Origin of the sequence: Hymenobacter rubripertinctus (genome assembly GCF_003583925.1) — a bacterium.
GTDB classification, from domain to species: domain Bacteria; phylum Bacteroidota; class Bacteroidia; order Cytophagales; family Hymenobacteraceae; genus Hymenobacter; species Hymenobacter rubripertinctus.
The window spans coordinates 85,336-98,451 of the sequence record NZ_QYCN01000015.1; the positions used below are offsets into that span (position 1 = coordinate 85,336).

Genomic DNA, 13,116 nt, shown 5'->3' on the forward strand with positions numbered 1-13,116 from the left:
CATGACGCCCGTCATTGCCAACGCCGTCTTCCACGCCACCGGCAAGCGCGTCCGCGACCTGCCCATTATGCTCGACAAGCTGCTGTAACGGCTGCCGCTTCAAGCAACGCAAAACCGCCCCGTGGCCGTAAGGTCGCGGGGCGGTTTTGTGTGGGGATGAACGATATAGAAAAACGTCATGCTGACGAAGGAAGCATCTCTACCGCTTCGTTGTCAAGCTACTTGTCAGCTATTCCGAATCACTATTGGCCCAATTGGCAAGTCAACGCCAGCCAACAGCTCATTTACTTGAGGAGAAAGCAGCGTCAGAACCCGGTACTGATTGATAGCAGCCGTCAGCACGAATACGGTTAGCGTGTACTTAGCAAAGTTCTGTTGGTACTGCAAATTCTTGTCGAACGTGAGCAGCGCATCGAAGCCATCGGCCACCATCAGTTTCAGCAGCTCCCCGTTCTTGATGCCGTTCCAGCCCTTGTCGCGCACGGTGAAAACCTCGTGCTCGGGAAAATCCTGCCGGAGCCGCTTCGGCAGATTCTCGTCAAGCAGCAGCTTCATAGAGTTGCGCTATGTTGCGGGAAGTCAGCAGCCGGTTCGCCACTTCCAGCAGCGCCACCGCCTGCTCCCGGCTCACCGTCGGGAAGTCGTCCAGAAACTCAGCCAACGGTACGCCGGCCTCCAGATGGTCGAACAGCGACTCCACTGGCACCCGTGTTCCGGCAAATACCGGCTGCCCGCCCAGGATGTCGGGGTCGATGGTGATGAGGGCTTTGATATCCATGAAGGGAAGGTACAGATTGTGGCTTCAATGCGTCCGCGACTCAAGAGTTCAAAGTTAACCATCATTGCTTTACTCTTTTACTTAATTCTTCCTCTATCAGATGCAATGAACAATAATACTCTAAATCATCATCAAAGTTTTTTTCCATGTTTTCAATTTCAGATATAACAAGTTTGTTTTCTTTGCATTTTGTTTTTAAAAACGAACTAAAGATTCTGAACTTACCTATACTATCCTTTTCAGACAACTTGCCAATTTCATAATCATATGAAATTGGCAAGTTGTTATCTTTATACTTACCGTCGCCTTCTATGATTATTATCTTAGGAATAACTACCTTGCTTTTTTCTGCTTCTATACTGTGTCTATCAGTGTCATTTATTAAATCATCAATACTATCTTTTGTATCGGCTAAAGATTTTCTTAATTCTATGTAAAATTTTTTAATTGCGCTGTTATACCGCTCATTCGAGTCTTTCAGGGTGTGAATTCTTAATAGCGTTTCAGGTTTATATAAATAATCGGTTCTATAAAAATATTCAAAACTGTTAGACACGGTTTTTAGAATATTTTCAAACGGTGCTGTGGAAAGTGTTAACTCAATATTTTGCAATTGTTTTTTAAATAAAAAAAGTATATTTTTCAGTCTACTAATAATTATGTCAAAGTATTTTTCAGTGAAAACTAGATGTCTGTTTAAAATATCTTCTCTTCTATGATTTATTTCTTCAAATTTGTAATTATTTGCCAATTGATATTTTATGTATGAAATCTGATGTGCATTTGTTGAATTGCTAAATATTGTAGAAGACAATAACTGCCTTGTACCGTTTATGTCTATTTTTCTGATAGGATGTCCAATAAGTTCATTTCTTATTTCTCTATTGATAGAATAATTTTTATCCTTTTTTAAATCACCTTTATTGATATTACACTTGAATATATATAGCAGTTCTTCGATAAAATCTTGTTGTATATATATTGCTTGAAGAAAACTTATTGAAATTTCAATGTTACTAGTAAAGTTTTTAGTCTCTTTCGTACCATATATAAGATTTGATGTGTCAGAAAAATAATTTAAGATATCTCCGAAATAATTGGACTTTACATCAGGAGTAAATTTTATTTTTGAGTTACAGAATTTGTACTCCCAGATGTAGTGATTCCAAATATCTGATATTTTGTCAAGTTTTTTATCTAACATGCTTTTCATTGTTGCTGATTCTGATTGTTTACAGATAAGATTTGTGCCACTACTATACTTGCAAGATAGTCAACAACTTAATCCGTCATAGTAAGCCGCAAAATAGTGGAAATATAGCTATTATGACTCCACTATTCGCCCCCGCCCAAACAACCCCCACAGCCCCAGCAGCGGCCCCAGCGCCAGCGGCAGATACACGTAGGGCGCGGGCAGGTGCGCGGCCAGCCAGCTGGTGAATTGCAGGCTTACGATGGTGAGGGCGAACCCCAGGCAGGTAACCAGCGTGAGGGCCGTGCCCCGGCTTGCGGGCGGGGCGTGCTGGGCCACCAGCGTCGAGAGCAGCGGCGAGTCGGCCACCACCACCAGGCCCCAGAAGCCCAGAAATGCCGGTCCGAGCCACCACGGCCCGCCGCCGCCCAGCACCAGCGGCGAGAGCAGGCAGCAGGTTCCCGAGAGCAGCAGCGCCCCGGCCGCCACCGGCCGGGCCCCGCGCCGCTGGGCCAGCAGCCCCGCGCCCACGCACCCCAGGGCCCCCACCGCAATAATACCGAAGGCCAGCAGCGGCCCGTTGGCGCCGGCCGCCGCCGGGTGCGCCGCCCGCCACACCGCCAGGATCATTGGCACGAAGGCCCAGAAGGTGTACAGCTCCCACATGTGCCCGAAGTAGCCCAGCGCCGCCGCCCGAAACCCGGGCTCGCGGAAGCCGTCGAGCAGCGCGGCGGGGCGCAGGCGCTGGCCGGCGCGGCGGAAAGGGCCATCGGGCACCAGTAACAGCAGGGCCGTGCCGCCCAGGGCCGCCAGCGCCGAGGTGGCGGTAGTTACGGTTTGCCAGGGCAGCGCGCCGCCCGCGCCGCCGGGTGCGGCCAGCAGCCCACGCAGCAGGTGTGGGAAGGCCGTGCCCAGCACCAGCGCGCCCACCAGAAACCCCAGCGAGCGGCCCAGCCCGGCCTCGTAGTAGTCGGCCGCCAGTTTCATGCCCACCGGGTAGATGCCGGCCAGGAAAAACCCGGTGAGCACCCGGGCCGTCAGCAGCCCTTCGGCCCCCAGGCCCGGCAGATTGAGGGCCAGGTTGCAGCCCGCCGCCAGCAGCGCACTCGCAAAAAATACCCGTGAGGGCGAAAACCGGTCGGCCAGCGCCAGCAGCGCAAATACCAGCGTGCCGCCAATAAAGCCTAGCTGCACGGCGCTGGTGAGGGCGGCCACGAAACCGGCCGGCTGGCCCACGCGGGCCGCCAGCTCGGGGGCCACGGCGTTGCCGGCAAACCACAGCGAGGTGCAGCAGAACTGCGCCAGCACAATGGTGGGAAGAATGCGGGACATGAGAACGGGAGCAGGGGAGGAGCCCACAAAGTAACCGTTTTGGGCGGGTTGTAAGGCGTTGTGTCTGGATTGCTATGAACGGTGTAGCGGCGCATCTCTGCGTCTCATCGTTGCTGATGTCGACCGTTTCGCACCGCCGTTCAACGACGAGACGCAAAGATGCGCCGCTACACCGTTCACGCCGGCCGTTTGCTCTCCCTAAAAATCCTGCTTGCCCTCCATCCAGAAATCAACCAGGCTGTCCTGGCCGATGTGGGGGGCAAATTTAGTGACCAGGGCCTCTAGGTCGGGACTAGTTTCCAGGGTAATCCAGCCTTCGAGACCGGGGTACTGGCAGATGCGCTGGACCTGATAGCCGCCGCCCCCGGGCAGCAGCACGAACCGCAGTACCGGCATCAGGTAGGCGAACTTCAGGATTTCCGGGAGCAGCATCTCCATTTCGGCGGGACCGTAGGGGTACTCGTACACCGTCACGGCGTCGGGCTCCACGTCGAAGCCCAGCACCTCGCGGGGTGAGTAGCGGGTGGTCAGCTCACGGACGGTTTCGAGCATGGCTGGTGGTACGCGGGTCGGAACAATTTTGCGGAGCGTCGTTTTGCCATCGTATGGGTACTCGTACCACTCGAAACCTGGGGGCAAGGCATCCAGGATTTCGGTGGCCGGATAGCGGGTGAAATCCTTTATGACGTAGTAGCGGGTGCCGCCCTTGGCGGTGCGGGCCGCCCGGATGTAATAGGTTTCCTGGCGGCGGTTGGTATAAGACAGGGGCATGAGCATAAGCGTTGGTTGAAACCACGAAGTAAGCATCGGGAGTCCGTCCGCCAAGGGCTGGCCGCATCGGGGCGGCTGCTTAGCGCCTACCAGTCACTAGGGCAGGACTTACCAAACCACCCCTAACAACCGCTGACGTTGTGTTCCCTCAACGGTGCGCAGTGCTCAGACAGCACGTTGCGGATGTGCTGGTTGGAATGAGTTTCGGATTGACATTCAACGAAATCAACCACCCCCAGCCCTTCCTCGGAAAAGAGGGGAACTGGTTCTGGCGCTAACTCTCCCATGCCGTGCCGGGTGCAGTTCTCCCGCTCACGCAACCTCCGGGCCCACTCGTGCGCCCTTGGTTAAACCTTCTGCTGCCCATGAAACTACCGTACTTCCTGCTGCCCGCAGTGGCGCTCACCGCAACCCTTACTACCGGGGTCCGGGCCCAAACCGCCCGCCCTGTTACCCACCAGCTCGATGCCTCGCCCACCACCGTGGCCTGGGGCTTTTATGATGCCGCCGCCGCGCCCGTGCTGCGCATCAACTCCGGCGACCGGGTGCGGGTCAGCACACTCATTACCTCCAGTCCCACCAAGCTCGAAGGTGCCGGCGTGGCCCCCGACCAGGTGGAGCCGGCCCTGCGCGCGATTTATCAGGCCGTCAGCAACAAGGGCCCCGGCGGCCACATCCTAACGGGCCCGATTTACGTGGCCGGGGCCGAAGCCGGCGACGTGCTCGAAGTGCGCATTCACAAGGTAGAGCTGGCCATACCCTACGCCTACAACGCCTTCGGGCCCACCAGCGGCTTTCTGCCCGAGGATTTCGGCTACGCCCGCATGCGTATCATCCCGCTTGATAAGCAGAAAATGCTGGCCCACTTCGCGCCGGGCATCGACATTCCGCTGCGGCCCTTCTTTGGGAGCATGGGCGTGGCCCCGCCGCCCGCGGCCGGCCGCATCAACAGCGCCCCGCCCGGCATCCACGCCGGCAACCTCGACAACAAGGAACTGGTAGCCGGCACCACGCTCTTCATTCCGGTACACGTAGCGGGCGCGCTGTTTGAGGTGGGCGACGGGCACGCTGCCCAGGGCAACGGCGAGGTCGATATCACGGCCCTGGAAACGTCGCTGACCGGGGAGCTGGAGTTCATTGTGCGCAAAGACCTGCACCTGACCTGGCCCCGGGCCGAAACGCCCACCCACTACATCACGATGGGCACCGACGAAGACCTGACCAAGGCCACCAAAATCGCCCTGCGCGAGATGCTCGACTTCCTGAAGACCACCAAGCACCTCAGCCACGATGACGCCTACATGCTGGCCAGCGCCGCCGCCGACATGGAAATCACCCAGCTCGTGGACGGCACCAAAGGCGTACATGCCATGATTCCGAAGAACATTTTTACGGGGGAAGCCGGGGCGAAACGCAAGCGGAAGTAAGTTCTGGTAGTCGCCTCACCCCCTGGCCCCCTCTCCGAAAAGGAGAGGGGGACTAGTTTCTAGTTTTAAGCGCTTAGGCAATTAGGATTTTGGCGCTATAAATTAAGCCTAATTCCCCCTCTCCTTTTCGGAGAGGGGGCCAGGGGGTGAGGCGCACCGTTGAACGCCTGCGCCTCACCCCCCAACAACACTTGCCCGTACACGAAACCTATGACGGAAAAAGAAAACGATTTCGACTTGATTGTACTTGGGGCCGGTTCGGCCGGGTTGGGGCTGGCGTTGTTCATGGCCAAGGCCGATATGCGGGTGCTGCTGATTGACAAAACGGCCGAAGACGTGGGCGGCGACTGCCTCAACCACGGCTGCGTGCCCAGCAAGGCCCTCATTCACGCTTCCCGCCAGGTGCACCAGGCCCGGCAGGCCACCCAGTTCGGCCTCCAGGTAAGCGGCGCAGCCGATATGGCCCAGGTAATGGACTACGTAGCCAGCCGCCAGGACATCATCCGCCACCACGAAAATCCCGAATACCTGCGCGAGCAGGGCGTGACGGTGGAAATCGGAAGCCCGAAATTCGTGGGCGAGCACGAGGTCGAAATCAACGGGCATACCTACCGGGGGCGCAAGCTGGCCGTGGCTACCGGCTCGCGGCCGAGGCAGCTGGATGTTCCCGGCGCGGAGCTGGTGCCGCTTTATGACAACCAGCGCGTCTGGGATTTGCGCCAGCTGCCCGCCCGCCTGCTGGTAGTGGGCGGTGGCCCCAACGGCGTGGAGCTGGGCCAGGCCATGCAGCGCCTGGGCTCCCAGGTGACCATCGTGCACCACGGCCCGCGGTTGCTGGAGCACGAAGACGCCACCATCAGCCAGGTGCTGGAGGAGCGGTTGCGGGCCGAGGGCCTTACTATCCATTTTAACGCCGAGGTAACCAGCTTCAGCAGCGCCACCCACGCCCGCGTGCAGCCCAAGGAAGGGACGGAGTTTGGGCTCGATTTCGATATTGGCTACGTGGCTATCGGCCGGCAGGTGAGCTTCGAGGGTTTGCAGCTGGAAAAGGCCGGGATAGAGGTCGATGAGGATGGCCACATCCAGCTCGATGAGCACCTGACCACCACCAACCCCGATATCGTGGTGGCCGGCGACGCGGCCAATTCGCTCAAATTCAGCCACGGGGCCGAGCTGCACATGCGCCTGCTGGTGTTCAACTTCTTCTCGCCTATCAAAAAGAAGCTCGACTACGACCACTTTTCCTGGGTCACGTTCACCGACCCCGAAGTGGCCCACTTCGGCCTCGACGAACCCGAACTCAAAAAGCGCGGCACCAGCTACGAGCGGTGGGAAACCAACTTCGCCGACGACGACCGCGCCGTGGTAGACGAGCACCGCTACGGCCGCCTGCTGCTGTTTATTGAGAAAAACCTGCTTCCGATTCCGGGCCAGAAACGCCGGATTCTGGGTGGCGCCATGGTGGCCCCGGGAGCGGGAGAGCTGATTCAGGAGCTGATTCTGGCCAATACCAGCGGCCTGGGCATCAGCGCCATCTTCGACAAAGTGTATCCCTACCCGGTGGCGGCCCGCATCAACCAGAAGCTCATCGTGGATCACCAGCAAATCACCCCGCTCATGCAGCTGGGGCTGGATGTGGCGTTCAAGCTATAGGGAGCAGTTGATTGTCAGTTGTGAGTTATCGGCTATCGGTTGTCCGGAAACGAACGGGTCATGCTGAGCGCAGCGGAGCGGAGTCGAAGCATCTCTACCGCTTCGTTGTCGTGCCAACCAAGCAATAGGTTTACCACTGCGGTAGAGATGCTTCGACTCCGCTGCGCTGCGCTCAGCATGACCCGTCATTTCCGGACCGACAACTCACAACTGACAACCGATAGCTACCCCAGCTGCCGGGCAATGTCTTCCAGGGTGGGGCCGGTGAGGGTGGGAGTGGGGGCCAACGGATACGTCTGCTGGCCGGGGCGGGCGACGAAAGCGGCCTGCAGGCCGGCCAATTGGGCCCCGGCGGTATCCCAGCCGTGGGCGGCCACCAGCATGGTATCAGCGGGGGCCACGCCCAGCGCCCGGCAGGTGGTCAGGTAGGTGTCGGGGTGGGGCTTGTAGCGCTTAAGCGAGTCGATGGTGCGCAGCTGCTCGAAGTAGTTGGTGAGGCCGGCGTACTGCATCTGTTTCTGCAGGGTAGCGGGCGGCGAGTTGGTGAGCGTGACCAGCCGGAAGCCGGCTTCCCGCAGGGCCGTGAGGCCGGGCACCACGTCGGGGTGCGGGGGCAACTCAGTAATGAGCCGGAGTAGCTCCTTTTTGCGGGCGGCGGGCCGCGCCTCCTGGCCCAGGGCCTGGGCCAGCATATCGAGGGCCGCATCGCCTAGCTGGCCGAAATCGTGGTAGTTGGCCGTGGTGGTGTCTACCAGCGAGTACTGGAGCAGCAGCGCAAACCACTGCTTAAAGGCGAATTTGGAGTCGAATTCCTGATTGACGGCCTGGTGCAGCTTGCTCAGGTCGAGCAGGGTTTCGTTGACGTCGAAGAGCAGCAGCTGGGGGCGGGGAGAGGCGGGCATGGGTGTGGCTGGGTTGGAAAAGAACAGCCCTTCATACGACAATCAGCCGCCGAGGGCCGGGGCCGGGCAGTCGAAGAGCCGCTTCGCCCCCGGCGGAACTCAACCAAAAACGGTTGCCTCAACCGCCGCGAAATGGCTCGCGCGCCCTACAGGAGCCGGATGATGAAGTTTTTGAGCGGGTTCTTCTTGATGAGCGTAACCAGCTGGCCATTCACGTACTGGTACTCGTCTTCGCGGCCGTCGCGGGTAGCTTGGTAGCGGCCCGCCTTGCCGGCCTTCACGACGAAAAAGTCCCCGAAATACTCCGCAAATGCGCGGTTCTGGCCGGTGGGCTCTCCGAAAAACATATCCGTAACGGTGTAGCGGATAGGCTTGGTTTCAGTGGCTTTATACTGGTATTTGTACTGGTTGGCCACGATGTCGTAGTGGTCGCCTTTCCACTCGGTGCGGGAGCTGAAGTTGCCCTGGTTGGTGTGCGCATCCACGGTAGAAAGGCGCAGCTGGCCCCCGCGCACGTAGTTCGTTACCTTGTAGTAGATGACGAGGTGGTAGAACAGGATGTCCACCTTCACGTCGCTGGTGAGCGTACTGATGGTTTCGGGCTGGGKGGGCGKGGGCAGCTGGCGGGTAGCCGTCATGGTACCTACGCGCAGGCCCGCCACCTCAATGGCGTAGCGCCGCGTTTCGGGCGTTTGGGCCTGGCTGAGGAAGGGCAGTAAAAGGAGGAGGAAAAGGTATTTCAATGCGGATGAAGGTGGCGGGTTTTTCGGTAACGGTCCGGGCTGGAAATAAAGAGCGGGTAGGGTGCGGGGCTTGTCCCCGCCCACCGTTGAACGATTCAAATCGAGCCGTTCAACGGCGGGCGGGGRCAAGCCCCGCACCCTACCCGTTCCTCATCGCGCTGATTGAGAAAGGCCTACTGCTCGTTCAGGTTCCAGTTGTAGTCCATGAACCCGATTTTGGTGTTGGCGTCGATTTTGGTTTTCGAGTACTTGTTCACCCACTTCACCACCGACTGGCCGTTCTGGTTCCAGTCGTCCTTGTACCAGTCGAAGTAGCTGGAAAGCTGGGCGCTGGCCGCGCTGATCTTGTTCTTGCCGGGGTTGTTGAGGAAGTCGCGGGCCTGGTCGTCGAGCTGGGTGCTGAGGCGGGCGGCGCTGTAGGCCTCGGGGCGCAGGGGCGGGCAGGAGATGGAAGCACATACCAGGGCAAAATGGATGCGCGGGTCGTTGAATTTCTTGCGCAGGATGCCGTGCTCGATGTTATCGAGGCTCATCTTCTCGCCCCCAATGCTGAAAAACACCTTCTTCCAGGGCTCCCCAATGTCCTTGATACTTTTGAGCGGGTAGTTGTCGAGAATCAGGCGGATGGTGTAGGCGTTGTAGGCGTTGATCCAGAACGCCATCTGCTCGGCCTTGCTGTCGGCGGCGGCGGGCGGGTTCTTGCTGAGCTGGGCCAGGTAGTCGTTGAAGGCCTTTTCTTCGCTTTTGAATCCCTTATAATTCACGCGGCCCTGGCCGTTGACGTACTTTTTCAGGAGCCGGTCGAAGGTGCCGTGGTTGAACGCCGCCGGAGCCGCTGCCACTGCCGCCGTCGGCGATGCGGGAACTGGTGTAGCCGCAGCGGCAGAGGTGGCCGGCGTGGCGCGTTTCGCGGCCCCCGCTACGGCGGGGGCCGGCGCGGCCGGCGCGACGGTTGCCGTTGCGGCGGCCGCGGGCTCAGGAGCAGGGCGGGCGGCAGAATCGGCCGCGTCGGCTACGGGGGTGACAGATGCCGCCGGGGCCATGGCCGCCGCCGCGGTGGCCGATTCTGAAACGGGGGCACTGGTGGAAGACGCCGGGCCGTTGCAGGCCGTGGCGGTGAGCGTGGCGGTGGAAACCAGCGTCAGCAGGAGGGGTTGGAAGAAATTCATGAGCAGGTAAAAAGAAATACAGAACGCCCGGGGGTAGCCGGCGTGGGTGCTAAGTCCTTACGGCATACGGCAAAAACGCCGGTGCCAGCCGGCACTACCGCAATTAACGCGCCGCACGGCCCGCCGGATTCTGCGGGGCGCGCAAACTTCCCGCCCCCTGGTTGTCGTAAGGTAGCTGCCGGGCCGTACTGGCGGGTGGGGCCGGGGCGGCCCCCCCCCACCCATAACGAGGCCCCGCACATTGCCCGGCTGGTGCAGCAGCTGCGTGCCTGCGCGCCCCCCGAAACGGTGGAAATCCTGGTGGTGGATGCCCACAGCCCCGATGGCACCGCCGCCCTGGCCGAAGCCGCCGGGGCCACCGTGCTGCTGGCTCCCCGCCCGGGCCGGGCCGCCCAAATGAACCACGGCGCCGCCCACGCCACCGGCCGCATCCTCTACTTCGTGCACGCTGATGTGGGCATTCACCCCGACTTTGCAGCTACCATCGAACAGGCCGTGACCACGGGCTACGAGGCCGGCTGCTACCGCTTCCGCTTCGATTCGGCCCACCCGCTGCTACGCATCAACAGCTACGGCACCCGGTTTAATGGCATTATGAGCCGGGGCGGCGACCAGACGCTGTTCATCACCCGCGACCTGTTCGGGCGGCTGGGCGGCTTCAACGAGCGGTTCGTGGTGATGGAGGACTTCGAGATTATCCAGCGTATCCGCCGGACGGCCCGCTTCCTGATTGTGCCCCAGAGCGTGCTCGTGTCGGCCCGCAAATACGAAACCAACGGCTGGCTGCGGGTGCAGCTGGCCAACCTCACGGCCTTTGCCCTCTACTTCCTCAAAGTAGAGCCCGCCCGCATCGGCCGCACCTACAAAGCCATGATCAACCATCGGTAGAAGGGACGGTTAACAAAAGGGGGCATCCGGAGCCGAAGTCGAAGGATTTCCACCGCTTCGTTGCAATAATAATGATTAGCCAGAGGTAGAGATGCTTCGGCTTCGCTCAGCATGATGTTCTCTTCCCAACAATCAACAGCTCCAGCGCCCAAAAAAACCGTCCTCGTCACCGGGGCCAACGGGTTTCTGGGCCATCATCTGGTGGCCGAGCTGCACGGCCGGGGCCATGCGGTGCGGGCGCTGGTGCGGCCCGGTACGCCGCCGCTCTTCCCCGCCGACTGGAACGTGGACTATTGGGAAGCCGACCTCACCCAACCCGCCACGCTGGCCGGCGCGGCCGAGGGCTGCGGGACCATCATCCATGCCGCCGCGCTGGCCAGCGTGAACCCGGCCCGCAACCCCGCGCTGTGGGCCGTGAACGTGGAAGGTACCCGCGCCGTGCTGGCCGAGGCCCGCCGGGCCGCCGTGGGGCGGCTGGTGTACGTGGGCACGGCCAACGTTTTCGGCTTCGGAACCCGGGAAAACCCCGGCAACGAAACCCGGCCCTACGCCGGCACCCGCTACGGCCTCGATTACATGGACAGCAAGCGCGCCGCCACCGACCTCGTGCTGGATGCCGTGGCCCGGGAGCAGCTGCCGGCCGTGCTCGTGCACCCCACCTTCATGCTGGGGCCCGAGGATGTGAAACCCACTTCCGGAGCCTTGTTGCTGGAGATTTACCGGGGCAACGTGCCTGGCTACCCGTCCGGTGGCAAAAACTACGTGCACGTCCGCGACGTGGCCACGGCCACCGTGAATGCGCTTAGCCAAGGACGGGTGGGGGAGTCGTATATTTTGGGCAATGAAAACCTGAGCTACCGCGAGGCGTTCGGGCTGATTGCCGGGCTGCTGGGCGTGGCGGCCCCGCGCTGGCCCGTGCCGGCCGGGCTGGCCCAGCTGTATGGCACCTTCAGCAGCTGGCAGGCGCGCCTAACGGGCCGGCCGGGCCGCCTGAACGCCGCTATGACGGCCGTGGCCAACGACGGCCACTATTTCGGGGTCGAGAAAGCGCGCCGCGAACTGGGGATGCCACAAACGCCGATAAACCAGGCTATTACCGAAGCTTTTGCCTGGTTCGAAGCCCAGCGGTACGTTTAAGCCGTATGTTTGCACCGCGTCCGGTCCCGGGCACAGTCGAAACCTAGTTAATGGTCGTTATTCAGAATTCTGAACCCGTTGAAGCCGCTCCCGAAGTGGCGGCCGAAGACCACGCTGCTACTGCGGCTGTGGCCGCGCCCGTGCCACGCCGGGCGTTGCCTACGGTGGGGCCGCTGGCGGGTAAAGTGGCCATCGTAACGGGCTCCGAGTCGGGCATTGGACGCGAAACGGCCCGGGCCTTGTGCGCCGCCGGGGCCGCCGTGGTGCTCAACGGCCGCCGCGCCGACCGCCTCGAAGCCACCCGCCGGCAGCTCGCCGCCGCCGGCGCCACCGTAGCCGCCCGCATGGCCGACATCACCGATTACGCCGCCTGCGAAGCCCTCATCGCCACGGCCATCGGCGAGTTCGGCCGCCTCGACATCCTGGTGGCCAACGCCAGCATCTCGCAGCGCGCCTACTTCCTCGATATGGCCCCCGAGGTGTTCCGGCAGGTGCTCGACAGCAATGTGTACGGGGCCGTGTTCCCGCTGAAAGCCGCGCTGCCGCACCTGCTCGAAAGCCAGGGCAGCGTTACGTTTATTTCCTCAATTTCGGCCCTGAATGGCATGCCCAGCGGCTCGGCTTACTGCGCCGGCAAGGCGGCTCTCACCAACCTGGCCCACACCCTGCGCCTGGAGCTCGATGGCACGGGCGTCCATTTCGGGGTGGTGCACATCGGCTTCACCGAAAACGACGACGACAAGCGCGTGCTCGATGCCGCCGGCCAGCCCGTGCCCATTGCCTACCGCAAGCCCCGCTGGCAGAAAACGCAGGCCGAAGTGGCCGCCATCATTCTGCGCCACATTCGGCGGCGGCGGCAGCGCACCGTTATTTCGGCCCTGGGCTGGCTCATTGCCATCGTCCACGGCAACTTCCCCCGTCTCGGCGACTGGGTGGTGCTGACGACCATGCGCCGGATGCGCAATTTTTACGAGTAAGAATCTGCCCGCCGCCGAACCCAAAGCTCCGCCCGCGTCGTATGTTTGCCCGCTTTGGATGGCAAACCGGGACGTATTCGTGCCGAATGGGTTGCGCTAGAGTCAGGGCTAGAAAACTAGCTCCCCTCCTTGGAAAATGTCGCGCAT

At 60.5% G+C, this 13,116-nt stretch carries 13 protein-coding genes; 5 read left to right on the forward strand and 8 right to left on the reverse strand.

Translation table 11 applies throughout. The features are described 5' to 3' along the window. Positions 1 to 225: 225 nt before the first annotated feature. The 5 genes from D0T11_RS11450 to D0T11_RS11470 form a co-directional block, all read right to left on the reverse strand. Positions 226 to 555: a DUF5615 family PIN-like protein gene (locus D0T11_RS11450; protein WP_119655924.1), complete on the reverse strand. Its 330-nt coding sequence runs from the start codon at positions 553 to 555 to the stop codon at positions 226 to 228. Further along, positions 539 to 778, reverse strand: coding sequence for a DUF433 domain-containing protein (locus tag D0T11_RS11455; RefSeq protein ID WP_119655925.1), 240 nt, complete (start codon positions 776 to 778; stop codon positions 539 to 541). The genes D0T11_RS11450 and D0T11_RS11455 overlap by 17 nt, the downstream gene beginning before the upstream one ends. 61 nt (positions 779 to 839) lie before the next feature. Next, entirely contained in the window at positions 840 to 1,991 is a 1,152-nt protein-coding gene (locus D0T11_RS11460; protein WP_119655926.1) for a hypothetical protein, read from the reverse strand. A 111-nt stretch (positions 1,992 to 2,102) separates the two neighbouring features. Beyond that, positions 2,103 to 3,302: an MFS transporter gene (locus tag D0T11_RS11465; RefSeq protein ID WP_119655927.1), complete on the reverse strand. Its 1,200-nt coding sequence runs from the start codon at positions 3,300 to 3,302 to the stop codon at positions 2,103 to 2,105. Positions 3,303 to 3,500: 198 nt separating this feature from the next. Continuing rightward, a complete protein-coding gene (locus D0T11_RS11470) occupies positions 3,501 to 4,073 on the reverse strand; it encodes a hypothetical protein (protein WP_147374625.1) in 573 nt (190 codons plus the stop codon). A gap of 365 nt (positions 4,074 to 4,438) precedes the next feature. Between D0T11_RS11470 and D0T11_RS11475 the strand changes: the two genes are divergently transcribed. Both D0T11_RS11475 and D0T11_RS11480 read left to right on the forward strand, forming a co-directional pair. Continuing rightward, positions 4,439 to 5,500: an acetamidase/formamidase family protein gene (locus D0T11_RS11475; RefSeq protein WP_119655929.1), complete on the forward strand. Its 1,062-nt coding sequence runs from the start codon at positions 4,439 to 4,441 to the stop codon at positions 5,498 to 5,500. A gap of 210 nt (positions 5,501 to 5,710) precedes the next feature. After that, positions 5,711 to 7,153 (forward strand): dihydrolipoyl dehydrogenase family protein, encoded by a 1,443-nt coding sequence (locus D0T11_RS11480; RefSeq protein ID WP_119655930.1) that lies wholly within the window; start codon positions 5,711 to 5,713, stop codon positions 7,151 to 7,153. A gap of 224 nt (positions 7,154 to 7,377) precedes the next feature. Here the strand turns inward: D0T11_RS11480 and D0T11_RS11485 are convergent, their stop codons facing one another. The 3 genes from D0T11_RS11485 to D0T11_RS11495 form a co-directional block, all read right to left on the reverse strand. Continuing rightward, entirely contained in the window at positions 7,378 to 8,055 is a 678-nt protein-coding gene (locus tag D0T11_RS11485; RefSeq protein ID WP_119655931.1) for a haloacid dehalogenase type II, read from the reverse strand. Positions 8,056 to 8,201: 146 nt separating this feature from the next. Then, on the reverse strand, positions 8,202 to 8,798 hold the full coding sequence (locus D0T11_RS11490) for a DUF6134 family protein (protein ID WP_119655932.1): 597 nt from the start codon (positions 8,796 to 8,798) through the stop codon (positions 8,202 to 8,204). Positions 8,799 to 8,971: 173 nt separating this feature from the next. After that, on the reverse strand, positions 8,972 to 9,967 hold the full coding sequence (locus D0T11_RS11495; RefSeq protein ID WP_317127264.1) for a DUF547 domain-containing protein: 996 nt from the start codon (positions 9,965 to 9,967) through the stop codon (positions 8,972 to 8,974). A gap of 195 nt (positions 9,968 to 10,162) precedes the next feature. Between D0T11_RS11495 and D0T11_RS11500 the strand changes: the two genes are divergently transcribed. The 3 genes from D0T11_RS11500 (at position 10,163) to D0T11_RS11510 (ending at position 12,969) form a co-directional block, all read left to right on the forward strand. Then, a complete protein-coding gene (locus D0T11_RS11500; protein WP_119655933.1) occupies positions 10,163 to 10,855 on the forward strand; it encodes a TIGR04283 family arsenosugar biosynthesis glycosyltransferase in 693 nt (230 codons plus the stop codon). A gap of 111 nt (positions 10,856 to 10,966) precedes the next feature. After that, a complete protein-coding gene (locus D0T11_RS11505; protein WP_245990772.1) occupies positions 10,967 to 11,992 on the forward strand; it encodes an NAD-dependent epimerase/dehydratase family protein in 1,026 nt (341 codons plus the stop codon). A 50-nt stretch (positions 11,993 to 12,042) separates the two neighbouring features. After that, positions 12,043 to 12,969, forward strand: a complete 927-nt coding sequence (locus D0T11_RS11510) for an SDR family oxidoreductase (RefSeq protein WP_245990775.1) — start codon at positions 12,043 to 12,045, stop codon at positions 12,967 to 12,969. Positions 12,970 to 13,116 lie beyond the last annotated feature (147 nt).